28 protein-coding genes are annotated in these 23612 nt (G+C 28.6%); 19 read left to right on the forward strand and 9 right to left on the reverse strand.

Going from position 1 to position 23612, the window contains the following annotated elements; translation table 11 throughout:
- Nucleotides 1-105: 105 nt before the first annotated feature.
- Both TVTCOM_RS08030 and TVTCOM_RS08035 read left to right on the forward strand, forming a co-directional pair.
- Complete coding sequence (locus TVTCOM_RS08030) at nt 106-954, forward strand: sialate O-acetylesterase (protein WP_434799317.1); 849 nt, start codon at nt 106-108, stop codon at nt 952-954.
- 58 nt (nt 955-1012) lie between these two features.
- The gene (locus tag TVTCOM_RS08035) at nt 1013-1522 is read left to right on the forward strand and encodes a PadR family transcriptional regulator (protein ID WP_434799318.1); all 510 of its coding nucleotides are present in this window, start codon (nt 1013-1015) and stop codon (nt 1520-1522) included.
- Nucleotides 1523-1856: 334 nt separating this feature from the next.
- Here the strand turns inward: TVTCOM_RS08035 and TVTCOM_RS08040 are convergent, their stop codons facing one another.
- Nucleotides 1857-2777 (reverse strand): permease prefix domain 1-containing protein, encoded by a 921-nt coding sequence (locus TVTCOM_RS08040; protein ID WP_434799319.1) that lies wholly within the window; start codon nt 2775-2777, stop codon nt 1857-1859.
- A complete protein-coding gene (locus TVTCOM_RS08045; RefSeq protein ID WP_434799320.1) occupies nt 2761-3108 on the reverse strand; it encodes a PadR family transcriptional regulator in 348 nt (115 codons plus the stop codon). The genes TVTCOM_RS08040 and TVTCOM_RS08045 overlap by 17 nt, the downstream gene beginning before the upstream one ends.
- Before the next feature lie 538 nt (nt 3109-3646).
- On the opposite strand from TVTCOM_RS08045, the gene TVTCOM_RS08050 reads away from it, so the two are divergent.
- The 7 genes from TVTCOM_RS08050 (at nt 3647) to TVTCOM_RS08080 (ending at nt 8668) form a co-directional block, all read left to right on the forward strand.
- Nucleotides 3647-3835 (forward strand): ferredoxin, encoded by a 189-nt coding sequence (locus TVTCOM_RS08050; RefSeq protein WP_228110143.1) that lies wholly within the window; start codon nt 3647-3649, stop codon nt 3833-3835.
- A 258-nt stretch (nt 3836-4093) separates the two neighbouring features.
- Entirely contained in the window at nt 4094-5281 is a 1188-nt protein-coding gene (locus tag TVTCOM_RS08055; protein WP_228110142.1) for an MBL fold metallo-hydrolase, read from the forward strand.
- A gap of 36 nt (nt 5282-5317) precedes the next feature.
- Complete coding sequence (locus TVTCOM_RS08060) at nt 5318-5473, forward strand: rubredoxin (protein ID WP_228110141.1); 156 nt, start codon at nt 5318-5320, stop codon at nt 5471-5473.
- Between the two features lie 227 nt (nt 5474-5700).
- Nucleotides 5701-6399 carry an iron-sulfur cluster repair di-iron protein gene (gene ric, locus TVTCOM_RS08065; protein WP_228110140.1) on the forward strand — a complete coding sequence of 233 codons (699 nt, stop codon included), beginning with the start codon at nt 5701-5703 and terminating at the stop codon, nt 6397-6399.
- A 34-nt stretch (nt 6400-6433) separates the two neighbouring features.
- Nucleotides 6434-7240: a DUF438 domain-containing protein gene (locus tag TVTCOM_RS08070; RefSeq protein WP_434799321.1), complete on the forward strand. Its 807-nt coding sequence runs from the start codon at nt 6434-6436 to the stop codon at nt 7238-7240.
- 106 nt (nt 7241-7346) lie between these two features.
- Complete coding sequence (locus TVTCOM_RS08075) at nt 7347-8060, forward strand: Crp/Fnr family transcriptional regulator (RefSeq protein WP_228110138.1); 714 nt, start codon at nt 7347-7349, stop codon at nt 8058-8060.
- A 182-nt stretch (nt 8061-8242) separates the two neighbouring features.
- Nucleotides 8243-8668, forward strand: a complete 426-nt coding sequence (locus TVTCOM_RS08080; RefSeq protein WP_434799322.1) for a GNAT family N-acetyltransferase — start codon at nt 8243-8245, stop codon at nt 8666-8668.
- Nucleotides 8669-8792: 124 nt separating this feature from the next.
- On the opposite strand, the gene TVTCOM_RS08085 is transcribed toward TVTCOM_RS08080, so the two are convergent.
- The 3 genes from TVTCOM_RS08085 to TVTCOM_RS08095 form a co-directional block, all read right to left on the reverse strand.
- A complete protein-coding gene (locus TVTCOM_RS08085) occupies nt 8793-9128 on the reverse strand; it encodes a cupin domain-containing protein (RefSeq protein WP_434799323.1) in 336 nt (111 codons plus the stop codon).
- 380 nt (nt 9129-9508) lie between these two features.
- Nucleotides 9509-10012, reverse strand: a complete 504-nt coding sequence (locus TVTCOM_RS08090; RefSeq protein ID WP_228110213.1) for a hypothetical protein — start codon at nt 10010-10012, stop codon at nt 9509-9511.
- 76 nt (nt 10013-10088) lie between these two features.
- Complete coding sequence (locus tag TVTCOM_RS08095; protein ID WP_434799324.1) at nt 10089-11504, reverse strand: PQQ-dependent sugar dehydrogenase; 1416 nt, start codon at nt 11502-11504, stop codon at nt 10089-10091.
- A 285-nt stretch (nt 11505-11789) separates the two neighbouring features.
- Here TVTCOM_RS08095 and TVTCOM_RS08100 point away from each other — a divergent pair, with 285 nt between their 5' ends.
- Nucleotides 11790-12284: a four-helix bundle copper-binding protein gene (locus TVTCOM_RS08100; RefSeq protein ID WP_434799325.1), complete on the forward strand. Its 495-nt coding sequence runs from the start codon at nt 11790-11792 to the stop codon at nt 12282-12284.
- A 144-nt stretch (nt 12285-12428) separates the two neighbouring features.
- Here TVTCOM_RS08100 and TVTCOM_RS08105 read toward each other — a convergent pair whose 3' ends face one another.
- On the reverse strand, nt 12429-12974 hold the full coding sequence (locus tag TVTCOM_RS08105) for a hypothetical protein (protein ID WP_434799326.1): 546 nt from the start codon (nt 12972-12974) through the stop codon (nt 12429-12431).
- A 311-nt stretch (nt 12975-13285) separates the two neighbouring features.
- Here TVTCOM_RS08105 and TVTCOM_RS08110 point away from each other — a divergent pair, with 311 nt between their 5' ends.
- Both TVTCOM_RS08110 and TVTCOM_RS08115 read left to right on the forward strand, forming a co-directional pair.
- Nucleotides 13286-13999, forward strand: a complete 714-nt coding sequence (locus TVTCOM_RS08110; protein ID WP_434799327.1) for an acyl-[acyl-carrier-protein] thioesterase — start codon at nt 13286-13288, stop codon at nt 13997-13999.
- A 186-nt stretch (nt 14000-14185) separates the two neighbouring features.
- Nucleotides 14186-15418, forward strand: coding sequence for an IS256 family transposase (locus TVTCOM_RS08115; RefSeq protein WP_434796184.1), 1233 nt, complete (start codon nt 14186-14188; stop codon nt 15416-15418).
- A gap of 214 nt (nt 15419-15632) precedes the next feature.
- On the opposite strand, the gene TVTCOM_RS08120 is transcribed toward TVTCOM_RS08115, so the two are convergent.
- Entirely contained in the window at nt 15633-15941 is a 309-nt protein-coding gene (locus TVTCOM_RS08120) for an HD domain-containing protein (RefSeq protein ID WP_434799328.1), read from the reverse strand.
- A gap of 394 nt (nt 15942-16335) precedes the next feature.
- Between TVTCOM_RS08120 and TVTCOM_RS08125 the strand changes: the two genes are divergently transcribed.
- The 4 genes from TVTCOM_RS08125 (at nt 16336) to TVTCOM_RS08140 (ending at nt 18860) form a co-directional block, all read left to right on the forward strand.
- The gene (locus tag TVTCOM_RS08125) at nt 16336-16872 is read left to right on the forward strand and encodes a CD3072 family TudS-related putative desulfidase (RefSeq protein ID WP_434799329.1); all 537 of its coding nucleotides are present in this window, start codon (nt 16336-16338) and stop codon (nt 16870-16872) included.
- A 106-nt stretch (nt 16873-16978) separates the two neighbouring features.
- The gene (locus TVTCOM_RS08130) at nt 16979-17272 is read left to right on the forward strand and encodes a hypothetical protein (RefSeq protein WP_434799330.1); all 294 of its coding nucleotides are present in this window, start codon (nt 16979-16981) and stop codon (nt 17270-17272) included.
- Nucleotides 17273-17697: 425 nt separating this feature from the next.
- On the forward strand, nt 17698-18078 hold the full coding sequence (locus TVTCOM_RS08135) for an RrF2 family transcriptional regulator (RefSeq protein WP_434799331.1): 381 nt from the start codon (nt 17698-17700) through the stop codon (nt 18076-18078).
- 152 nt (nt 18079-18230) lie between these two features.
- Nucleotides 18231-18860: a class I SAM-dependent methyltransferase gene (locus tag TVTCOM_RS08140; protein WP_434799332.1), complete on the forward strand. Its 630-nt coding sequence runs from the start codon at nt 18231-18233 to the stop codon at nt 18858-18860.
- 178 nt (nt 18861-19038) lie between these two features.
- On the opposite strand, the gene TVTCOM_RS08145 is transcribed toward TVTCOM_RS08140, so the two are convergent.
- Entirely contained in the window at nt 19039-19587 is a 549-nt protein-coding gene (locus TVTCOM_RS08145) for a nitroreductase family protein (RefSeq protein ID WP_434799333.1), read from the reverse strand.
- 313 nt (nt 19588-19900) lie between these two features.
- On the opposite strand from TVTCOM_RS08145, the gene TVTCOM_RS08150 reads away from it, so the two are divergent.
- Entirely contained in the window at nt 19901-20917 is a 1017-nt protein-coding gene (locus tag TVTCOM_RS08150; RefSeq protein WP_434799334.1) for a homoserine dehydrogenase, read from the forward strand.
- 349 nt (nt 20918-21266) lie between these two features.
- The gene (locus tag TVTCOM_RS08155) at nt 21267-21905 is read left to right on the forward strand and encodes a nitroreductase family protein (protein ID WP_434799335.1); all 639 of its coding nucleotides are present in this window, start codon (nt 21267-21269) and stop codon (nt 21903-21905) included.
- Between the two features lie 48 nt (nt 21906-21953).
- On the opposite strand, the gene TVTCOM_RS08160 is transcribed toward TVTCOM_RS08155, so the two are convergent.
- Complete coding sequence (locus tag TVTCOM_RS08160; RefSeq protein ID WP_434799336.1) at nt 21954-22397, reverse strand: MarR family winged helix-turn-helix transcriptional regulator; 444 nt, start codon at nt 22395-22397, stop codon at nt 21954-21956.
- 323 nt (nt 22398-22720) lie between these two features.
- Here TVTCOM_RS08160 and TVTCOM_RS08165 point away from each other — a divergent pair, with 323 nt between their 5' ends.
- Entirely contained in the window at nt 22721-23590 is an 870-nt protein-coding gene (locus TVTCOM_RS08165) for a uroporphyrinogen decarboxylase family protein (RefSeq protein WP_434799337.1), read from the forward strand.
- The last annotated feature ends 22 nt before the right edge of the window (nt 23591-23612 follow it).

Here is a 23612-nt window from a genome sequence, read left to right on the forward strand (position 1 = left end):
GTTGACAAATAGTCTAATTAGACTATACTAAGTAAGTGTGAATAGTCTAATTAGACTATTTGTGAATTATAAGGTTTTTATATTTAATAAAGGAGATGATGAAAAATGATTAAATCATTTTTAATGTTAGGACAATCAAATATGGCTGGAAGAGGTTTTATTAATGAAGTACCTCCTATTTACAATGAAAGAATACAGATGTTGCGTAATGGAAGATGGCAAATGATGACTGAACCAATTAATTATGACAGACCTGTTTCAGGAATAAGTCTAGCTGGTTCATTTGCAGATGCGTGGTGCTTACAGAATCAAGATGATATTATTGGTTTAATTCCTTGTGCAGAAGGTGGAAGTTCACTGGATGAGTGGGCTGTAGATGAAGTGCTTTTTAGACATGCAGTAAACCAAGCTAAATTTGCTATGGAAAGTAGTGAATTAGTGGGTATTTTGTGGCATCAGGGGGAAAGTGATAGTTTTAATGGAAATTACAAAGTATATTATAAAAAACTACTTTTAATTATTGAAGCTCTTAGAAAAGAATTAGATGCTCCTCATATTCCAATTATTATTGGTGGGTTAGGAGATTTTTTAGGTAAAGAAGGGTTTGGGAAAAATTGTACTGAATATACTCTTATCAATGAAGAATTAGAAAAATTTGCTTTTGAACAAGATAATTGTTATTTTGTTACTGCATCAGGTTTAACTTCTAATCCTGATGGAATTCATATGGATGCAATTTCTCAAAGAAAATTTGGATTAAGATATTTTGAAGCTTTTTCTAAGAGACAACATATATTAAAACCATTAGTTAATGAGACTGAGTTACTAAATTCCAATTATTCAAGAGTTCATACTAAGTCAGAGCAAATATATATAAAAAGTATGGATTTTGCGTTAGGAAAAATGTCATATGATGAATTTATATCTCAGATTGGAAAAATTAATAATGACTAAACCATATAATTATGAAATAATCATATTATAATTTTAAAAATATAAAGGAGATATAATTTTGATACCCTTATTAATTTTAGGCTTAATAAAACAAAATCCAGGTTCTTATGGATATGAATTACTATCATTAATGGAAGAAAGACACTATAAATATATAGTAAATTTTACTAAAGGATCATTTTATTATAATATTCAAAAGTTAGAAGAAAAAAAATATATTAAAAGAGTTGATAAATTAGATAATACTAGAGAAACTCAAAATTATGTTATAACTGAACTTGGTAATAAAGAATTTGAAAAATTGATGTATAAGTACGGCTCTAAAACAGAGTATGTAAATTTATCATTTTATGGAGCAATGTTATTTGCTGATGAGTATAAAACAGAGGAATTAAAAAAATTAATAGAAATACAAATAGAACAAACTAAAGAGAGAATTTTTTTATTAGAAAAATCTCTTGAACATGATAATACTGTTTCTACTTATTTTAAAAAGATGATGGAAAATTCACTTTCACATCATCTAGTAAATGTTCAGTGGTTTGAAGATTTGCTAAAAAGCTTATAGAAAGTCTTTATAGGAATATTCAATGTTGGAAATGAGACTATATACAATAAGAGCAAATACGCAATAGTTATAAAGTGCGAAGGAAAAAAGCGAGAAATATATATTGAAAGATAAATCAAGTATCGTAGTGTCTTCTATTATGCTTTTACTTGCTACAAGTTACCTGGTATTTTTATTTACTATTTAATTTGAGGCATAAAAATTTAGTGAGAATGATATTATCTTAAGAAATAGATATAAATAAGAGTACTAATCTTGGATTTAAAGTTTCATAAAATTAGTACTCTATTTCAATATATAAAATTTTATTTACTAAAAGGTTATATTTTTTTTACTATGAACAAGGAATTTCATCTATATTATTATTTTTTAATAACTCATTTATTAAATTTACTTGGGATGAACTAACTTTTATAGGAGCTCTGCCAGATGAAATTTTAGATGATTTTTTTAGTGAAAACTCAAGGCTATAGCATACTTTACCATTTATAGATTCTTTACTCCACATATATCCTTGAATATTATTCCAAGGTATAAAATACTTAAATGTAAGTATACCATCAGAGTATACAATTGTATGCTTTCCCTTAGGAGTTAAGATGGATAAGTATATAATTATATATATAAAGAAACTTAATAAATTTAAATTAAATAAAAACGAAGATAATACTTCGCTTGATTGTATATGGATAGACTTACTTAAAATGGACATCAAAAGTATAAAAGAGATAATTATAAGAAATATCTGTGTATATTTTATAGCCTTTTCTTCCCATATAGATGATTTATAAGATTGAATATAGAAAAGGGGATCTAATTTAGACAGTTCACGCTCTTTTTTATATGTTCTGATAATATCTATGATATAAATTCCTAGACATAAATTAATAGATATATTTAAGAGAGCACAGATAAAAAACATATTAAGATTGTTAAAACTATCAATGTAACTGTATGCTAATCCGCTAAAAGTGGAAATAGATAAAACTATTATTACTAAAAATATGTGTAATAATCTACCAAACTTAGAGGTTTTATCTTTATAAATTTTACTTAAAATATCAGGATCACCCATTTGTTTTAAAGCCATAGTTGTGGCAGCGTCAGTACTCATACCATCTTTAGTATATTCTTCAATATAACTATAAATATGGTCTCTAAGTTCATCTTGAATATCTTTTGCTTTTTCTTCTGTAGGAATAAACTTACATACAGATTGTAGGAAATTTTGTATAGAATTATTTTGCATATTCATTAACATTCCCCCCTAATACTAAATTCATTGTTTTACTAAATACCTTCCATTCATTTTCTCGTCCTTTTAATTCTGTAAGACCTTTTTTAGTAATTCTGTAGTATTTTCTACGTCTACCATTTTCAGTATCCCAAAAGGATTCGATGAATTTGTTTTTTTCAAGATCATGTAAAATAGGATATAGAGTTCCTTCTTTAAAGAGAAAGACGCCATTAGATTTATTTTCAATTTCTTTAATCATTCCATATCCATACATGGGTTCTTTTTTTAGTGAATTTAAAATTAATGTTATAGTACTACCTTTTATAAGTTCCTTATTCAAAATAAACACCTCGGATTCCTATGTATTATAAAATGATTGTATTCTATTTTATGGATAAAGTCAATATGCATGAAAAATAATTGTATATAACATAGACAATTTTAATACGTTTCAAAATAAAGGTCGTTTCTATATGCTTATAGGTAAATTGGAATTTATAAGTGAAGATGTTTAAGATTAAGTACAATCATTAGATGATTCTAATTAAACAAAGACCAAGTAATTGATGATGACCTTGTGTAGCGTGAATTTGGATATGAAATAAAAAAATCTTTTATAGTTGGGTCTATAATTTCTACTACTGTTTTTGCATCAAAATCAACATAGAAGATAATAAATCAGAATTTTAAGGTAAGATTTGAAAATTCGTGGTGGAAGAAATTTTAATTGTTTTTAATTTTTCTTATTTGTAACGAATGTTACAGAAACATGTAAAAAAAAGGTATATTATGAATGCAAGCTTAAAGATGACTGAGAGGCAGTATGATTGGATTTTTTCAGTCATCTATCTAAAATATAAATACATAAATAAAAAGGAGAATTAAAAATGAGAGCTTTTGTAGATAGAGATGTTTGTATAGGATGTGAATCATGTGCAGGAATGTGTCCTGAAGTATTCACAATGGATGATGAAGGAATATCAGTTCCAATGGAAGGTGAAATATCTGAAGATATATTAGAATCAGCAAAAGATGCAATGGAAAATTGTCCAGTATCAGCTATAACAATAGACTAATAAAAGCATATAAATAATATGTAAGATAAAAATGTAACTATTTAGGTAAATAATTTAAAGAATTACCTTTTTATTTTTATAAAAATCTGATATTCTATTTACAGAAATGGAAATTTGAATAATCAGTTTTAAAAATTGGAAATCTAAAATAGAAAGTAAAAAATGATGTGGGATATATTTTTTTATATTGGTATCTCGTGTTGGACTTTAAAGAGATTTTTTGTAAAAAAGGAGAATTAGCAAAAAGGAGAATTAGCAATGAGAAAAAAAGTAAAAAATAATGTAAGTTGGATAGGGTTTATAGATTGGGAATTACAGCATTTCCACGGAGATGAGTATTCTATAATGAATGGATCAAGCCAAAATGCTTACTTGATTGAAGAAGAAAAAACAGTTTTAATAGATACTATTTGGTCAGAACACCGCTTTGAATTTGTTGAGAATTTAAAGAAAGAGATTGATTTACATAAGATTGATTATATTGTTATAAATCATGGAGAGATAGATCATTCAGGAGCCCTACCTACAATAATGGAAGAAATTCCAGATACGCCAATTTATTGTACTGCTAATGCAGTTAAGAGTTTGGAAGGTCAATATGGTAAACGCGGATGGAATTTTAATGTTGTAAAAACAGGAGATACTCTTGATATAGGAAATGGAAAACAACTTGTATTTGTAGAGATGAGAATGTTACATTGGCCAGATTCCATGGCAACTTATTTGACAGGTGACAATATCTTATTTTCAATGGATGCTTTTGGACAACATTTTGCCGTAGAAGAACTGTTTGCTGATAAAGCAAATCAGTGTATCTTAATGAAAGAGGCAATGAAATATTATGCTAATATTCTTAATCCTTTTTCTCCATTAGTATCTAAGAAAATAAAAGAAATTATTGATTTAAATATTCCAATTGATATGATAGCACCATCTCATGGTGTAATCTGGAGAGAGAATCCTTTGCAAATTGTAGAAAAATATGCACAGTGGGCTGAAGCTTATCAAGAAAATCAGATTACAATTGCTTATGATACTATGTGGGAAAATACAGCAAAGATTGCCCACAAAATAGCAAGTGAAATTTCAAAACAAAGTCCTGATACTGTAGTAAAAGTATTTAATATAGCAAAGGCAGATAAAAATGAAATAATGGTAGAAGTATTTAAATCTAAAGCAATTGCTGTTGGTTCTCCTACTGCATTAAATGATATTCTTTCTAGTGTAGATGGTTGGCTAACATTCCTAAAAACATTGAAGTTTAAAAATAAAAAAGCTGCAGCCTTTGGATGTTATGGCTGGAGTGGTGAAAGTGTAAAAATACTAAAAGAAAAATTAGCTGGTTCAGGATTTAATGTAGTTGATGAAGAAGTAAAATGTTTGTGGAGTTCAAATGAAGAGGATGATGAAAAGATTTCAGCTCTTGTTAGAGGTCTTTTATCATAATAAATCTAGATTATAGAAAAGGAGAGGAAAATAATTATGAAATATGTATGTACTGTTTGTGGATATATCTATGATGAAGCTGAAGGATACCCAGATGGAGGTATAGAACCAGGAACAAAATGGGCTGATGTACCAGAAGATTTTGAATGCCCATTATGTGGAGTAGGAAAAGACGATTTTGAAGAGCAATAAGGTTGTCTAAAGTCATATAGGTTAAGAGAAAATAAAGATTTCTTAGAAGAAAGAGGGATGCAAGAAGGTTTACCATATTGCATTCCTCTTTTTTTTGTCAGTAATGATACAAATTTTATTGTTTTTATATAATTTATTTAAAATATGACTGTAGTCACATTTTTATTCTCATGTTTTTTATATAATTCAGTTATAGATAAGAAATTTAAATATTTGGAGGAATTAATATGAAAAATAATATAAATAAAAATTTAAGTTTAGGTGAATGTGTTGTTATTTATCCAGCTATTGTAGAAAAGTTTAATGAAATGCAATTAGATTATTGCTGTGGTGGAAATCAAAGTTTAGAAGTTGCATTAAATGATAAGGATATTGATGTGGATAAATTTATTGAAGATATCAATATTGAACTTGAAAAATTTACATTCGATAACACTTTATATGTAAATTGGAATGAAAGACCTTCAGAAGAATTAATTGATCATATAACAAATACTCATCATATCAAAACTTTTGAATTATTAAAAGACATTGATTCATTGCTAGTAAAGGTATTTAGAGTTCATTATGATCACTTGCCTGAAGTTTTAACAAGAGTTCATAAGCTTTTTGGAGCACTTAAGTGTGAATTAGAAGAGCATTTAATAAAAGAGGAAAAAGTACTATTTCCAAAGATGATTGAGTTTGATAAGAATAATAATAAAGAAGAAAAGGAAAAATTAAAAGAAGAAATAAAAAGCATTATACAAGAACATGAAGCTGCTGGAGACATACTTAAGGAATTAGCAGAGATTACAGATGATTATAATGCTCCAGAATGGGCGTGTACTAGTTTTAAGTTATTATATTTAAAAATGCATGAACTTGAGAAAGATTTATTTATTCATATCCATAAAGAAAACAATATTTTATTTAAGAGATATTAATAAAAAGTTAACTATATATAGAGAGGTGATTAATTTGGAAAACAAGAAACTTATATCAAATAATGAAGCAGATAGTGCAGTTAATGAAGAAAAGATAAAAGAATTAACATTTATTTTAAGAAGATTAAATGAAGAGGGGTTAACAGAAGATTTAAAGGAAAATGGATTAGAACTTGTTAAATCAATAAGCCCTCTAGAGCTTTCAATTGCAGAGCAAAGTTTAATAGAAGAAGGAATGGATCCAAGTGAATTAAGACATTTATGTGAGATTCATATGATGGTTTTAAAGGGTGAACTGGAAAAATTACAAAGTAATATATCAAAGGGACATGTATTATATACCCTAATAGAAGAACATGAATTAATTTTAAGCTTTTTAAGAAAACTAGATGAAGTAACAAACACAATACTAAACATGAATAAATTTGATGAAAGCAGAGGAGAATTTGGAAGAGTAACTGAATTAATTGACAATATACTAGATGCAGAGCCGCATCATAAAAGAGAAGAGGATGTTTTATTCCCAGAGCTTGAAAGTAAGGGAATTACAGGCCCAACAAGAATAATGAGACTAGAACATGAAGATTTAAGAAAAAAGAAGAAAGACTTAAAGAATTTAAGTGAATCTGTTTCTACTTTAGATTTCGAAGAATATAAAAAAGAATTAAAAAGGCTTTCAAATGATATTTGCTTTGAGTTAAAAGACCATATCTTTAAGGAAAATTATATATTATATCCTACAGCATTAGAAAGCATTGATAGTGATGCTAAGTGGTCTAACATGAAAACTGAATGTGACAATATAGGATATTGTACTTTTACTCCTGAGGATTGTAAATAATAAAAATAATAAATACCTTTTAGATTAATCTTAGAATCTCAATAATAAATTCGAAATTTATAGTATAATTAAAATGAGATTATGATTTATCTAGGAGGTATTTATTTTGAGTTGTGACTTATGTTGTGAAAAATGTGCAAGCAAACTATATGCACATGAAATTCCTATATTTGAATCTCTTTCTAAAGAAGAATTAGATAGAATAATATCAGTAAGAAAGCACATGGCTTTGAAAAAGGGAGAAAACTTATTTTTAGAAGGAGATAAGGTTTCAAAGCTATTTATTATAAGTGAAGGTATGATAAAAATAAGCAAAACTACTGGTGATGGTAAAGAGCAAATTATAAATATATTAACTGTTGGAGATTTTATTGGAGAAAATAATATATTAGGAGACGTTATTGAAAGCAATATCTCAGCAACTGCCATTAAGAATACTGAACTATGTACTATTTCAAGAGAAGACATAAAAGAAATATTATCTCGCAATATTTCAATTTGTCTAAAGTTCATTTCAGAATTAAATAAAAGACTAGTGGAAGTAGAGAACTTATCAAGAAATTTATCTACAAATGATCCTGAAGCAAGAATATGTTGCATGCTCTTAGAATTCTCTGAGAAGTACGGAAAAGAAGTAGATGGAAAAGTAGAAATAAATTTACCATTAAATAGGGAAGAAATGGCTAACTATTGTGGAATAGCCAGGGAGACCCTAAGTAGAAAACTAAACTTGCTAGAAAATAAAAACATTATAAAATTTATTGGTACTAAAAAAGTAATAGTAAAGGATATAAGTTTATTAGAATCTGGAATACTATAAATACAAATATAAGAAGATGAATTAATCAGCAAAAGAGGTGTAAATAATTTTTATACCTCTTTTAAATTTGTAGAAAAGACAGTTTCTATAAAATAGATTTGGTTTTTATAATTAATAAGATATTATTAATAATAGAACAATAATTATATATTGTGAAATAAAAATTTTTGTTGAGGTGAATTATGGAGACACAACTTATTTATGAAGTACCAACTGCCAAAGATTATGTTAGCCTAAGATTGCGTTCAAACATGGGAGATAAAGATTTAGAAAGAAGTGAAATAGCTTTACAAAACTCTTTATTTACAGCATCAATATATGATAAAGATAAATTAATTGCTTTTGGAAGAATAGTAGGTGATGGTGGTATAACCTATGTGGTAAGCGACATTATGGTAGATGAAAACTATCGTAGAAAGGGATTAGCAGATTTGATAATGAAAGAGCTGGATAATTACTTTGAGAAAAATACATATGAGGATAGCTATATTTTTTTAATAGCAAATAATCCTGCTGATTTGTTATACAGAAAACATAAATTTGAGTATTTGCCAGAAAATAAATGTGGTATGTTGCGAAATCAAAAGAGTAATGATGATAATTTATAAATTAGATAAGAAACATATTCTACTATAGAAAATTTTGATAATCTAAAGTGAAGATGTTATTAAAATAGGAGCTAAATAAAATAAATTATTCAGCTCCTATTACATTGTGAAATTAATATATGGATTAATTCCACCTAGACTCAGCAGCCTCTGCATCTGCTTTAGTTGGATGTACTGTATCTTTTGGATGCTCAGGTGGAGCATAAATGGCATATAGTTTAATTGGTCTATTTCCTATATTTATAATATTGTGCCACTTTCCAGCAGGTATAATAATAGCATATTCAGCAGAGACTCTTCTTTCAAAATCAAGATTATATTGATTATCTCCCATTTGAACAAGGGCGTCACCATCTTCAATTCTTATAAATTGATCTGCTTCTGTATGAACTTCAAGACCTATGTCATCACCCACATCAATACTCATTAGAGTAACTTGCAAATGTGATCCTGTCCACAAGACTGTACGGAAAGTATTGTTTTGTTTGGTTACATCTTCAATATTAAAAACAATAGGATTTGGACCATAATCCTTTAATATAATATCAGCTCTTTTAGATGTTTTTTTAGTGTGTGTAAAATAGTAGGGATATATATTATAATACATTTGTTGGTTACCCCAAAAAGGGTATGGGTACATGTTGTACATTTGCGGTGGAATAATACAAGGATATGGATACTGGTTCGGTATATTAGGCATTTTTATTTATCACCCCTTTTATGAACTTTTATAGTATTATATGATACACTTTTAAATAAATTACTTAGGAATTGAAAAACCATTGTTACATTAGCATTCTTAATGCTATGGTTCATCATTAGATAAGAAGTTCACAATAGTTAACTAATTATTTTTATTTCTTTAAGATAATTTATAAATTTACTAATGCAAATATTACAAATACTTGAATAAATAAGTGAAAATAATAAAAATATGAAAAAAGTTAAAGCCGTTGAAAATGAATTAGCTAAATCTACAAAGGCTGGAATACCTACTATATAAGTTAAACATGCCATCCCAATTAATAGTGCTACACTTGAAAATAGTATGGAACTTATTATTCCCTTCCTAAAAAGCAATCCCCCCATAACAATGCCTAGCAAACCTGTGGTGAAAAGCAGAATTATTGATTCTTGAATACTAATCATAGTAAGAATTAATACAGAGGAAAGAAATACAGCAAAACCAAGAGGAATACTACACACAGCAGCTATTGTAATCGGTAGAGTGCTTAACGGACTTAAGAACAAGCCAATAGCTGGTAAAAGTATAGGTGACGATTGGAATAAAACAGCTAATGTTGTTAATATGCCTCCAACACAGACAAAACTGCTTGCATTCATTTTATTCAATTTTAATGCCTCCTTGTACAATATAGTTATAACATTTGATAGAAAACCTTTAATAATCTAATGAACTTTAAGAAGGAATAATTTCAAAAATAGTACCCTTGTTAAAATTCGATACCTTGGCAGAACCATAAACACCTAAATAAAGTCTGGTTTGATTCATGTTCGTTCCCAGACAAACATAATAAGATGATTGGGACCCAAAATCATAATCAATATCAATAATACTAAAATCATTTAGCTTACAACTTCTTGCTGCCCTTGTATAAGCTAAAACTCCTCTTGCTGGAGATTCAGATCTTTCATTTTGTGCAAAGTCAGTAAACACAACACTTCCTGTTAAATCAGGAATTAGATTTCCCATATATGGTTGAACACCTGTAAGTGCAGAACCAGTAAATTTGTCTGTTCGTGAATCTTTATGAAAATAACAAACTAGAGGTGAAAGACGATGTGGGGAAGTTTTTACTGCTTCATTGTAATAAGCAATTCTTATATCATTCAAAGTAGGACTATCAGAGCAATCTCCTATAAGTGAAGTAGGTAAAGTACCTTCCCATCCTCGCCAACCGAAGTTAATAAATTTTTCTTGTTCAGGTTGGGATTTTAAATAAGATTGAACAAGCTGAGTAACTGGCATTGGTCTATAATTAACAAATGAAAAAATTGACTCTACCAAATCCTGCCCAACATTTCCTGCATATTTTATATATTGGTTATAAAACCTCTGAAATGAAATGCCAGGTATATTTCGAACTCCTTTTGCCATTATTGTAAGGGTTTCTTGAATAGATATAGGAAGTTCATCAAAACGTGTGACTACAGGTGGATTATTAATTAATGTATTCTTAGTTACATCAATTTCAATTATTTTACCGCAGATTTCCATATTATTCTGGCTTAAGTTAAAAGGATCATAGCCTGAGCCACCATCTCCAGTTGTTAAGACAAGTCTTCCAGTTTCAGGGGAAAAGTTTAAACTATTGACACCATTATGGTTGGAAAATGGTCTTCTCAGATTAAGTAATGTTCGTTTTTTTTCAGGTTGACCACTTTGTTGTAAAATCCATTCTTCAACTGTATCAATATGATCATATTGAGTATCTCTATTTGTCCATTGTAGATTTAAAGTTTCTGAGTCACAAGGATTAGGTTTAAAAGATTTTGAAAGAGCACCAGGACCTTGTGTTCCTGCTACAGAATAATGAAGATAAAACAGACCGTTATAATAAAATGATGGGTGAAATGCTAGGCCTAGTAATCCTCGCTCATCATATCCACCATTAGAAGTACCTAGCTTTATTATTTGAGACTGAATATCTAAAAAGGTATTTATAGCTCCATTTGAGATGTAAAAAATTTTTCCTACCTGAGTTGCAATAAATAAACTTTCACTTGAATCACCTGGCATGACAGTTGTTTTTAAAACAGTAGGTAAATTTATTTTATGAACAATAGGCTGTAAACTAACTTTAATTTTTTTCATTTAATATATACTCCTTATTATTATTTATTTATATTACAATAATATGATTAGCAAAGTTGCAATAACACAGAATTGTAGCTAAAAAACCATTTGTCACTATGTCACAAATAGAAATACATTTGATACCTTTAGCCCATTTGGTCAAATAGGAGGTATTGCAAAGAACCATCCCAATCAAAAAGATTTTGCATAGTAAAAAGAGCCTTTTTGTCCAATTTTCATATATTTATACAGAGATAAGTTTTAGATTTATTTCTATACAAATATATGAAAAGGGGTAGCTATATGAAAAAGGATTGTAAAAACTATTGTCACAAGTATAGTGACATGATGGGAAATAATACAGATGTAATGGGGATGGAAGACATAATGGGATCCAATAATTGTGTAATGGGAATGCAAGGTATGATGGACCATAATGGAAGTGTAATGGGGATGGAACACATGATGGAACATCAGCATGAAGATTTAATAGAAGCTCTACAACACTGTGAATCAGTTTGTGAACACTCAAAGACAATGATAAAAAGAAGACATGGATGCGAAGAAAGGATGACGCAACTTAGCCTTCTTCATGACTGTGCAGATATATGTATGTTAACTGCTAAGTTTGTTGCACGTATGAGTATGTATGATAGATCAATAGCTGGTTTATGCGCTAATATTTGTCAATGTTGCGGACAAGAATGTGCAAAATTCTCTGATCATCATTCTCAACATTGTGCAATGGTTTGTATACATTGTGCAAGATTATGCTACGAATTTGCTATGGGACATTAACTTTAATATAAGTACAAGTTGTAAAGTTACTGATATATATTTATCAGTAGCTTTTTTATATTTCCGTAGCAGTTAAATTACAAGTAATACACCTTCTAAAAATAACTATATTTAGTTATATAAAAAGATTATTAGTGAGAGAAGCTATCTAGGTAAGTTTGTTAAATCTAATAAAGATAATTTACTAACAATTTCATAACCCTTTCCCTGGCCTTTCGGCTTAACAACTACTGTCCCCATGTTGGATATTGAGCCCAAGCCAATTCCCTCTGGAAAACTGTGAGCAATAATAATCTTATTGCTTCCCTGTGGCGGTAGGATTTCTAACCTTGTCTCAAGAGTATCTAATATCATTTTTTGTTCAGCATTAGATAAATTTCCGCTCAATCTATATATTTCAAACCAAAAGGGATCAACCTGCAGGTTTTGCCACCCAAAGGCCAATTGTGCTGTTTCTATGGTTCTACAAAAGGGGCTGGTTATGACGGGATAACTAATAGGAACTTGCAAACTGTAGAGAAAATTTCCGTAGTAAACTGCCTGTTTTCTCCCCATATCCGAAAGATTTCTTTGTGTAACACAATTTGAAAAATTAAATTTAGGCTGATCTATTCCTACTGTTGCTTCCCCATGCCTTGCATATAGTATATATCCGCCACCCCTAAGTGAATTTAGTAATGATTTGTTCAAATTAATCTATCCTTTCACATATTTTTATAAGCTTACTAATACTGTATGATTTTAACTTTAAATTGTTGTCATGGATAGCAACTGAGTCAATGTGAGTCTTAGAATTTCTCTAGGGGTACAGTTTTTGATAGTTTATATGAAGAACTTATTACTATTTCAAAGAAGAACAAATAGTGGTACAATTTTTTATGTATGACTATATCAAAAGAAATATATATGAATATGTGTGGAAGTTTAATAATTAACAGATATAATTATAATACTATATAAGATCTAAAAAATAGATATATTTAATAGAAAGGTGAATAATTATGATATACAGTAGCAACTATAGAATTGGTATGGAGGAAATAGGAGTAAATAATGAAGCCACTAATAAAGCCATACTTGCAATAATGGAAGATGTATCTGGACTTCATAGTAACTATGTTGGATACGGACTTTTTCAAGTAGAAACTAAAAGAGTAGGATGGATGATTTTAGATTGGAAGCTGAAAATTATAAAAAGACCTAAGTACAATGACAAGGTAATAGCAGAGACTTGGTCAAGAGGAGTTAAAAGAATATATGCATATCGTGATTTTCAAATAAAAGATGAAGAAGGAAATGTAATCGCAGTTGCAACATCAAGATGGATATTGGTTGATATAGATAGAAGAAGACCATTAAGAATTACAGAAGATATTGCTAATTTATATGAAACAGAAGCAGATAAAAAAGTATTTGAAGAAGAAATGGAAGATGTTAAATACGAAGATTATATTTTCAAAAAAGACTATTATATCCAAAGAAGAGATATAGATATAAATGAACATATGCATAATCTAAGCTATCTAGATATGGCTTATGAAATTTTACCAGATGAAGTGTATAAGAATAAAGTTTTCCATAATGTGCGAATAGTATACAAAAAAGAGATAGTTTATGGAGAAAAAGTTGAATGCTATTATTTAGAACAAGATAATAAATATGTTGTTACAGCTAAAAGTAATGACAATATAAATGCCATAATTGAATTATCATAAAAGTGAATTATTTTACAAATAGCTTTACCTTAGGTATTGAAGGATTCAAATACTAAGGTAAAGTTATTTTTTAATTGGGGAGTGTAGATAGGTTTGTGTAAAAACAAACTTACCTACACTTTTTTAGTATTTAAAATTGGTAAGTTTGGAATAATATTCATATTAAAATTTATGGAGGTTTGTAAAATGAAAGATATAATTATTCCAGATATTGATTATCAAGCAGAGGTGAAAAAATGTAAGACAATGGAAGACATCGTTGGAAAAAATGGATTGATGCAAAAACTATTCAAGGATGTAATGCAACAACTTTTAGAGGCTGAAATGGAAGAACATCTAGGTAGAGAGAAATATGAAAGATCTGATAATAATGATACAAATTATCGAAATGGATATAGTTCAAAGACAATAAGTAGTAGTTTTGGTGATATTGGATTAGATGTTCCAAGAGATAGAAAATCAGAATTTGAACCGAAGGTTGTTAAGAAATATGAAACAGTATGTAATGAATTAGATAAAAAGATAATAGGTCTTTATGCTTGTGGAATGAGTGTGAGAGATATTCAATCTGAAATGGAAGAGCTATATGGTATAGATGTATCACCTTCAATGATTTCTAAGATAACAGATAAGGTTGTTGAGGCTGCCGCCGAATGGCAAAGTAGAACACTTGATGAAATTTATCCTATAGTATATATGGATGCTATGCATTTTAAAGTAAGAGATGATAATAAAATAGTATCTAAAGCTGCATACATTTGTATGGCCTTAGATATGAAAGGAAAAAAAGATATATTAGGTATTTGGATAGGTGAATCTGAAGGGGCAAAGTTCTGGCTATCAGTATGTAATGATTTAAAAAATAGAGGTTTAAATGATATATTAATAGCTTGCATGGATGGTTTAAAAGGCCTTCCAGAAGCAATAAAAACTGTATATCCAGATGTGAATATACAAACTTGCATAGTACATCAAATTAGAAATTCATTAAAATATATAGCATCAAAAGATCAAAAGGAATTTATGAAAGATTTAAAGAATGTGTATAGAGCATTCAATGAAGAAACTGCGCTTGCAAATTTAGATATTTTAAAAGATAAATGGTATAACAAGTATTCAGTTGTAATAGATTCTTGGTATAATAATTGGCCTAATTTAGCAACGTTTTTCGATTTTTCTGAAGATATTAGAAGAATCATATATACTACAAACTCACTAGAAGGTTTTAATAGACAGCTAAGAAAATATACAAAGGTTAGAACTGTATTTCCTACAGATGAGTCACTAAGAAAATCTCTGTATCTTTCTACTATGAAAATCATAGAAAAATGGACATCTCCAAATCAAAATTGGGCTACCACTTTAGCGCAGCTAACAATTAGATTTGAAGATAGAATTCCTAAAAAATATACAATCTAAAATTTTTTTGAAAATGGTAAATTTAGTGTATATTGTCCTAAATTAGACACATAATAAAAATGTATAAAATACCATTATTAGTATTCCAATCAAATAAAAAAATATTACTGGAATAAGTAATTTCCAGTAATATCAATTAATAAATAAGTCTATTTACACAAATCTATAGACATTCTCTTTAATTGTTAATTATCTCAAAATATCTAATGATAATTTACTCTATAATAAGAGTTTCAGATGCTAATTTATAACCACTTTTAGTTTTGAAGTTTTTATCAATAAGTTTCTTTAATTTTTCTTGGTATGGACCAGTTGTGTTATTGTATTTTACTTTAGCATTAATCATACCTATATCATGAAGAATAGCCGTTATCTCTATAAGATCTCTTTCTCGTCCTTCTATTTTTTCACCATCCATTATTATTTCTGCATTTTTTAATACATTAAGCGCATGATCTATCTCTGTTGGTATAGTGTTTTCAAATGATGATTTCATTTTTTTAATTACTGATTCTTTACTCATTATAATTCTCCCTTAGTTTTATTTTTTGATAAATCTTCAATTTGTTCTTCCATATACTCATTAAAGGAAATAATAAAATCTGATATTTCTTTTAACTTATCACTGCTAAATTGATTTAAAAAATAATAAATTATTCATATTACCTCCTTGTTTCCTTATAAACAAGTATAATTAAATTTAGTTTCCTTGCAAACTAGTTCAACTGTATAAATATGGTATGATGTAAAATATGTGTCATATTATTAATGGTGTTAGGGATTTTAGGTTTGTCTGGTAGTTTAATATATGCAGTAAAAAATAAAGCCTCAATTAAAAAACTAACACATAAGTTTCAGATTTGTTAAGTAGATTTCTGATACTATTTAGATAAAGAAAAATTTATAAGGGGGATTTTATGTTTACAGATGGAAGAAGTAAAAGAGTAGTGTTTATAGCACATTGTTTATTAAATCAAAATTCAATATCAGACGGAACAGCAGTATATCCTGCAGCTTTTAAAGATATTATTAAGATATTTCTTGATGAAGATATTGGAATTGTTCAATTGCCATGTCCTGAACTTAGTTGTTTAGGTATTGATAGAGGAAATGTAGATGGTTCAGATAGTCCAGTTGTGGAAGAGAACACTAGAATTAGAAAAGAGATGCATAAAACTGATACATATAAAAAATTGATAGGGTTAGTTGATTATGTGATGCAGCAGATTATGGAATATAAAAAGTATGGATTTGAGATAATTGGCATAATAGGGGCTAATCGTTCTCCTAATTGTGGTGTTGAGACTACATCTGATTATAATAAAGAGATTGATGGTAAAGGGCTATTTATGGAGGAGATTAGTAAACGTCTTGAAGTGGAAGGTATGGATATTCCTATGTTGGGAATAAAAGGAACTGATAATGTTGACAAGAAGATAGAGGCTCTTTTGTAAGAAATTTAAATCTTTTATAGGAGAGTAATTTTAAATCTATATTATAGAAATTTATAATAATTATGATCTGAGTAGGAATATCATTAATTATATATTAATTTGTTCATTGAAATCCGAAGCAAATACAGCTAATGAAATGCAAAAAGGCCAAGTAGAAATGCAAATACGAGAATTAATTTCTTCTGCGCGAAGTCGTTATCAGGATAAAGCAGTTCAAGCAGATGATGAATTATTTCAGGCATTAATTGAATCGGCTCATGAAGATGTTCTTAATGCATATGATGAAACATGTGCAAAATACATAGATGAGAAAGTTGATAAAAAACGATTTAAAAAGCTATATTTTGATGAAATTAGACAATTAGTAACTGATGAGGCAAACAAGCAGTTATATATATAGCCATCGACTAAATACATGCTACTAACAAAGTATATAAAGAGTGGTATAACTTGGAAGAATAAAATAATGGATAATTATTTTTGAGATACATTTAGAAGTTATTGATAAATGTATCTTATCTTCATATAAGAAACTTATGATAAGTATATATAGAAAAGTAGTAGTATATAGATGCTATCGTCCTCGTTTAAAAAACTTATATAATAGGTTAAGAGAATTAGTTCTTAATATTAATATATTGTGAAGAAAGAGGGTATTATCTTGATATCCTCTTTTTTATGCTTAAAAAATTACACACATAAATTTTTATAAACTCCTTAGGACTTTACTTAATCATTAAAAAGTATTGACAAAAAATATGAATAAGTATATTATAGATAAATACAGTCTGTAATGTCTGATTAATGATACATGGAGGGATTAGTATGAAATATACCAAAGCCACTAATTATGCACTACATATAATTGCATATATGATTAAGTATGATAAAAGAGATAATTTAAGCTTGCATCCTTTGGCAACGCATTTTAATATTTCACCCAGTTATTTATCAAAGATTTTAACACAGTTGGTAAAAGCTGGTTTGATTCAATCAACTCCCGGTTTAAATGGTGGTTATATTTTGCGTAAAAATAAAGAAGAGATTTCACTTTTAGATGTAATTAAGGCAACAGAAGGAAGCAGTCCCATGTTTACATGTGAAATGGATGAAAATAGTGAGTGTAAAATACAAAAGGCTATGTGGGAAGCTGAAGGTGTAATGGAAACTTATCTTAAGAATAAAAAGATAATTGAAATTATATAAAAATACCTTTATTTCATAGGTGTTTTTATACTTTAATTATAGATAAATACAGTCTATAATATATTTAATTTAAATAATTGTATTTTCGATATAAATAGCTTGTTGATAATATTTAGAATAAAAAAATATACTTTGTTAAAGGAGATGTGCATATGACTGAATTTTGGGAAAAAAGTTTTGTAGAAAAGCAAGCAATGTGGGGATTTGAGCCAGCAGACTCTGCAACTATAGTAGCAGATTACTTTGCTGAAAATAATATAAAGGATATTTTAATACCGGGTATCGGATATGGAAGAAATGTAAAATCATTTACTGATTATAATATGGAGGTTACAGGAATCGAGATTTCTCAAACAGCTATTAATATAGCAAGACAAAATGGAATTAATAATAAGATTTATCATGGATCAGTATCAGATATGCCTTTTGAGTATAAACTATATGATGGCGTATTTAGCTATGCACTTATTCATTTGTTAAATGAAGATGAAAGAAAAAAGTTTATAAATGATTGCTATAATCATTTAAAACCAGGTGGGTATATGATTTTTACGGCTATTTCACAAAAATCTCCAATGTACGGTAAGGGCAAGAAGCTTGCTGAAAATTATTATGAAGCACCCTATGGGGTAAAACTGTTTTTCTATGATTCTAAGTCAATAGAGAAAGAGTTTGGAAGCTATGGGCTTATAGAATTTGTAGAGATTGATGAAATATCTAAGGAGAATCCCCATAAACCTCCAGTAAACTTTTTAATGATAAAATGCAGAAAAAATATGTAAAGCTGATTATAAAAATTACAAATTATTGAGTAGATTTGATAAACAATTTTAATAAAATGCTAACTAATGAATATATAAAGAAGTGATAGATCATACATTTATAATCTATCACTTCTTTTATTTTTCAATGTTTTTTAAAATTAGGTGTTAATATATATAACTCTCTTTTCACGGTTTTTTATTTATCAAAAAAACGCATTATTTCATCAGTATCTTTTCTTGGAGTTGGAGCAGGATGTCCATCTTCATAACCATAAACAATAAGCGCTGCTACAGTTTCCTCTTCTGGTAAGTCTACAATTTTAGAAATTGATTCATCATTAATGACTCCCATAATGCATGTCCCAACGCCTTTGGCATGTGCTGCTAAACAGAATGTTTGACATGCTATACCTGCATCAAAAACTTCCCAAACATCAGATTTTGAAGTTGCATACTCATCTTCATCTAATTTTCCACTTTTACCTTTTATAAAACTTAATATAGCAACACCCTTTGCAGTTTTTAATGTATCCATATTATATACAAATCCATTAACTCCTTCTGTAGCAAGTTGTTTAATAATTTCTTCATCATCAACTAATGTATATCTTGCCACCTGATAATTTACCCATGATGGAGCCCATTTACAAATAGAAACTATCTCTTTCATTATTTCTCTATCAACTTTTTCATTTTTAAATTTACGAATACTTCTTCTTTCTTTTATCATTGTTATTGCGTCCATTTTTTCACCTCTTATTTAGTATTTGAAATTTTTATTATTTTATTATATATTTATCTTTATCGCGTTGCTTAAGTTGATAAATATATATAAATACTACAAATAATTTCAAAGACAATAACGCTACCTACACCTATAAGTTTATAGTAGTACAATTGTTATATAATGCGAAATAGAGATATATCTGATAACCTATAGATAAATAGAAATTTGTAGAGGTGATTACTTTGAAAATATATACTTATGGAAACAAAAATAATGAAAAAATATTGTTGAAGAATTAATGTGAAGATAGTATAGGGAAGGAGAAAATAATATGAGAATTGGACTACTTGGATACGGTGGTGTGGGAAAAGCTTTTATAAAGCTAATTGTAGATAAGAGTTCCACACTTAAGGAACAGGGAATTGACCTTGAAGTAGTATATATTATGAATTCTAAGGGAGGAATCTATAATCCCAATGGAATAGATTGCGCTAAATTATTAGCTACTTCTAAAGATGGAAAAAGTATAATTGAAGATACTTATGAAGATATAACAATTACTCCTGATTTTATGTTACAAAGAAAAGATATAGATCTAATAGTAGAGTTAACATCTACTAACAAGGAGACAGGAGAGCCAGCATTAACTTATATTTTAAAAGCATTAGAAAATAAAATACATGTAGTTACAGGTAATAAAGGACCCATTGTACACAGCTATAGGAAACTGGATAAGATTGCAAAAGAAAATGGTGTACATTTGGGAATTGGATGTACTTGCGGGGGAGCGTTACCTTCTGTTAACGGAGGGGTAATAGAAATGGCAGGTTCGGAAATTTACTCCATAGAGGGTGTTTTAAATGGCACAACAAATTATATATTAAAAGAGATGGAGGATACTGGTTGTACATACGAAATTGCACTGAAAAAAGCAAGAGATTTTGGAATAGCAGAAGCTAACCCTAATTTTGATGTAGAAGGATGGGATACTGCATTTAAACTGCTTATTCTTACAAATGTAATTATGAAGGAAGATAAAAAATTATCTGAAATAAGAATAAAAGGAATTACAGGTTTAACGCCAGAAGATATCAAAATTGCTCAGAAAGAAGGCAAGAGATATAAACTTATTGGAAGAACAATGAGAGAAGGAAAAGAGCTAAATATGGTGGTTAGACCCGAGAAGTTGGATAAAGAACATACTTTTTATAATGTAGACGGCAAAAATAAGGCAGTTAGGTATGTATCAGATACACTAGGTGAACTGACATTGATTGGTGGAGCATCAGGTACTACAGCTGCTGCCGCCTCTATTTTAAGAGATATAATCTATATTTGTAATTTATAGCTGTCTAATAAAATTTAATCTGAATCACATTGATAGTTTGCTCGGTATATAATCTATATTATTACATCCTATGAATGACAGTACAGGTAAGACTTTAGAATCAATTAAGCTTATAGTAGAGCAACTTCAATCAGAAGGATATACATTTGAATTATTATCAGAAAAGAGATAGATTTGTAATTTGGAAGTAAGTATTTTTTTAATATATTACGAACTAAAGGATAGGAGCGTATGCGCATATTTTTTATTTACAAGGAAATTATATAAACAAAAAGTTTGACGTCAAACCTTTTTTGGTGTAAGATTAGTTTGACATCAAATTAGTTTATTGAAATAAAGGAGAAAAAAGATGAATGTATCAGAAGCAATATATGCACGTAAGAGCGTAAGAAAATTTAAAGATGAAGTAGTACCAAAAGAAGATATATTAAAAATGTTAGAATTAGCAACTGAAGCTCCTTCACCAAAGCATCAACAAAATTGGAACTTTGTTGTATTAAGTAATCGTGAAATGATTAATAAAATGGCTGATATAGTAACAGAAAGTCATGAAAAATTAGGTGAAATAGCAAAAACTGAAAAAGATAGAAAAATACATATGAGTGTAATAAAGTATTATACATGTTTTAAAAATGCTCCAGTAGTAATAATGGTATATGGTTCAGAATACAAAATGATAGAGTATAAAATACTAAAAGAAAATAATGCATCTCAAGAAGTATTAGATATGTTAGTATCAACACAATCAGCAGCTCAAGGAATAGGGGCTGCCGTTGAAAACTTCTTACTAGCTGCAACAGAAATGGGATATGGAACTTGTTATATGACAGGACCTACTCATGCTAAAGCAGAAATTGAGAAGTTAATTGGTTTTGAAAAGCCAGGATTTGAATTAATGTCTATGATAGCTTTAGGAGTTCCTCAAGAAGAAACAGCTCCTAAACCACCTCGTAAACCTCTTGACGAAGTAGTAACATTTATAGACTAGAAATAAATAATATATATACAAAAATGCCCCCTTATCATGGAGGCATTTTTATTTTTCATTTTCACTTTTAAAGTTGGAATTAAGCTTTCTAAGTAATCTTAAAAACTCTTCTTTTTCCTCTTTAGTAAAATTTTTATAAGCAGTTTCTCTTACTTGTGATGAAATAAAATTAAATCTATCTTCAATATCTCTAGCTTTCTCAGTTAAGCTTATATAAGTAACTCGCTTATCTATAGTAGACTTTTCTTTTTCTATATATCCTAAACTTATAAGTTTGTTTACTAGTGGAGTAACTGTAGATTTATCTTTGCCAATTTTTTTAGCTATTTCTTTCATGGTTAGTTTTTTGTCACTTTCATAAAGAGCAGTTAATACATTACCATGTGTTGGTATTAATTCAGTTAAATCATTTTCTTTTAATTTATTTTCAATAAACTTTATCATATTAGCTTTAGTTCTACTAATAAAATAAATAATATATTTATCTTTCATATTAATTCTCCAATCTAGGTAAAAGTATATTTATCTCTATATATAATACCACATATAAATATATATTTTTCTAATTAATTATCTGTAAGTTCAAGAAAATTTAGTTAGAAAAAATTAATGAAGAATTTTTCATGGTAGCGAAGTACAAGTAACCCCAAGATGAATCCTAGAACCATGAAAGCCTTTTCGTCCAGTATTAATTTAATCAATATATAACAGGTATTTATAAAAATTATCAATTTTTATAAATCTTTTTTATATGGTACCCTATAAACAAACAGGAGTATAAAACCATTTTGCAAAATAAAGAAGGGGGGATTAACATGGCTAAAATTGTGGATTTTAATTGCACTTATGATAATTCAGCAGGTATAAATGAAGAGATTACTAAAAATTTAAACCTAAGTTTTCCCGATGCCTATAAGTACTGTGATACCATGTCATCCATTGCAAAGGAACTGAGAAAGTATGATAAAGCAGATTTTTGTGAACTTCCTTTTTGTCATACTGTTGAAGGTGAGGCAATGGGAGGAATTATTAATTATGGCAATGACAAAGTTGGACCTAGGGCAAAGGAGTATATTTGTAAAACTGCAGAAGAAGTGTTGAATTTGCCTAGCATTGATTTTACAAAAGGCAGAATTGCTGAAGTTTTGAAAGCGTGTAGAAAATTGAGAAATGAAGGAGAAAATGTGCTCCTAGAAATAAGTGGACCATTTACAATTTTAAATGTGTTGATGGATGCCAGATACGTGTTTAAAATTTTAAAAAAACAACCAGAAGAAATGCAAAAGATCTTTGATAAGTTCCAACGTGAAATTCTTAGATTTATAGAAGAAGGACAAAAGTCTGGAGCAAATTTAATTAGTTTTGCTGATTCATCAGGAGGTGTAAATATTCTAGGGCCTAAGATGGCTGAAGAAACTGTTGAAAGATTTACATATCCTTTGTTAAAAAAAGCAGAAAAGCTTATTAATGAAGATACTTTATTACTTCTTTGTCCCAAAACTACCTTTGCACTACTTGGGACAGATAAGGCAAGTTTATATGATATAGAATTATCTAAACCTATGAAATACGGTGAGGGCTGTATTGAAGTTATAGGAAAAACAAAAATAGCAGGTCAAATGTGTATAAAAAATATAAATTATCAATTGACTGAAGGCAAGATTAAGGGAATCAAACTAATATAAAAACAAATAAAATAGGGGGCAA

This window comes from Terrisporobacter vanillatitrophus, assembly GCF_051148895.1.
GTDB lineage: Bacteria > Bacillota > Clostridia > Peptostreptococcales > Peptostreptococcaceae > Terrisporobacter > Terrisporobacter vanillatitrophus.

Excerpts from the sequence above, each read along its gene's own strand:
- TVTCOM_RS08030 (WP_434799317.1), top strand. The coding sequence starts at position 106 with ATGATTAAATCATTTTTAATGTTAGGACAATCAAATATGGCTGGAAGA.
- TVTCOM_RS08040 (WP_434799319.1), bottom strand. The coding sequence starts at position 2,777 with ATGAATATGCAAAATAATTCTATACAAAATTTCCTACAATCTGTATGT.
- TVTCOM_RS08050 (WP_228110143.1), top strand. The coding sequence starts at position 3,647 with ATGAGAGCTTTTGTAGATAGAGATGTTTGTATAGGATGTGAATCATGT.
- TVTCOM_RS08055 (WP_228110142.1), top strand. The coding sequence starts at position 4,094 with ATGAGAAAAAAAGTAAAAAATAATGTAAGTTGGATAGGGTTTATAGAT.
- TVTCOM_RS08060 (WP_228110141.1), top strand. The coding sequence starts at position 5,318 with ATGAAATATGTATGTACTGTTTGTGGATATATCTATGATGAAGCTGAA.
- ric (WP_228110140.1), top strand. The coding sequence starts at position 5,701 with ATGAAAAATAATATAAATAAAAATTTAAGTTTAGGTGAATGTGTTGTT.
- TVTCOM_RS08080 (WP_434799322.1), top strand. The coding sequence starts at position 8,243 with ATGGAGACACAACTTATTTATGAAGTACCAACTGCCAAAGATTATGTT.
- TVTCOM_RS08090 (WP_228110213.1), bottom strand. The coding sequence starts at position 10,012 with ATGAATGCAAGCAGTTTTGTCTGTGTTGGAGGCATATTAACAACATTA.
- TVTCOM_RS08095 (WP_434799324.1), bottom strand. The coding sequence starts at position 11,504 with ATGAAAAAAATTAAAGTTAGTTTACAGCCTATTGTTCATAAAATAAAT.
- TVTCOM_RS08100 (WP_434799325.1), top strand. The coding sequence starts at position 11,790 with ATGAAAAAGGATTGTAAAAACTATTGTCACAAGTATAGTGACATGATG.
- TVTCOM_RS08110 (WP_434799327.1), top strand. The coding sequence starts at position 13,286 with ATGATATACAGTAGCAACTATAGAATTGGTATGGAGGAAATAGGAGTA.
- TVTCOM_RS08115 (WP_434796184.1), top strand. The coding sequence starts at position 14,186 with ATGAAAGATATAATTATTCCAGATATTGATTATCAAGCAGAGGTGAAA.
- TVTCOM_RS08120 (WP_434799328.1), bottom strand. The coding sequence starts at position 15,941 with ATGAGTAAAGAATCAGTAATTAAAAAAATGAAATCATCATTTGAAAAC.
- TVTCOM_RS08125 (WP_434799329.1), top strand. The coding sequence starts at position 16,336 with ATGTTTACAGATGGAAGAAGTAAAAGAGTAGTGTTTATAGCACATTGT.
- TVTCOM_RS08135 (WP_434799331.1), top strand. The coding sequence starts at position 17,698 with ATGAAATATACCAAAGCCACTAATTATGCACTACATATAATTGCATAT.
- TVTCOM_RS08140 (WP_434799332.1), top strand. The coding sequence starts at position 18,231 with ATGACTGAATTTTGGGAAAAAAGTTTTGTAGAAAAGCAAGCAATGTGG.
- TVTCOM_RS08145 (WP_434799333.1), bottom strand. The coding sequence starts at position 19,587 with ATGGACGCAATAACAATGATAAAAGAAAGAAGAAGTATTCGTAAATTT.
- TVTCOM_RS08150 (WP_434799334.1), top strand. The coding sequence starts at position 19,901 with ATGAGAATTGGACTACTTGGATACGGTGGTGTGGGAAAAGCTTTTATA.
- TVTCOM_RS08155 (WP_434799335.1), top strand. The coding sequence starts at position 21,267 with ATGAATGTATCAGAAGCAATATATGCACGTAAGAGCGTAAGAAAATTT.
- TVTCOM_RS08160 (WP_434799336.1), bottom strand. The coding sequence starts at position 22,397 with ATGAAAGATAAATATATTATTTATTTTATTAGTAGAACTAAAGCTAAT.
- TVTCOM_RS08165 (WP_434799337.1), top strand. The coding sequence starts at position 22,721 with ATGGCTAAAATTGTGGATTTTAATTGCACTTATGATAATTCAGCAGGT.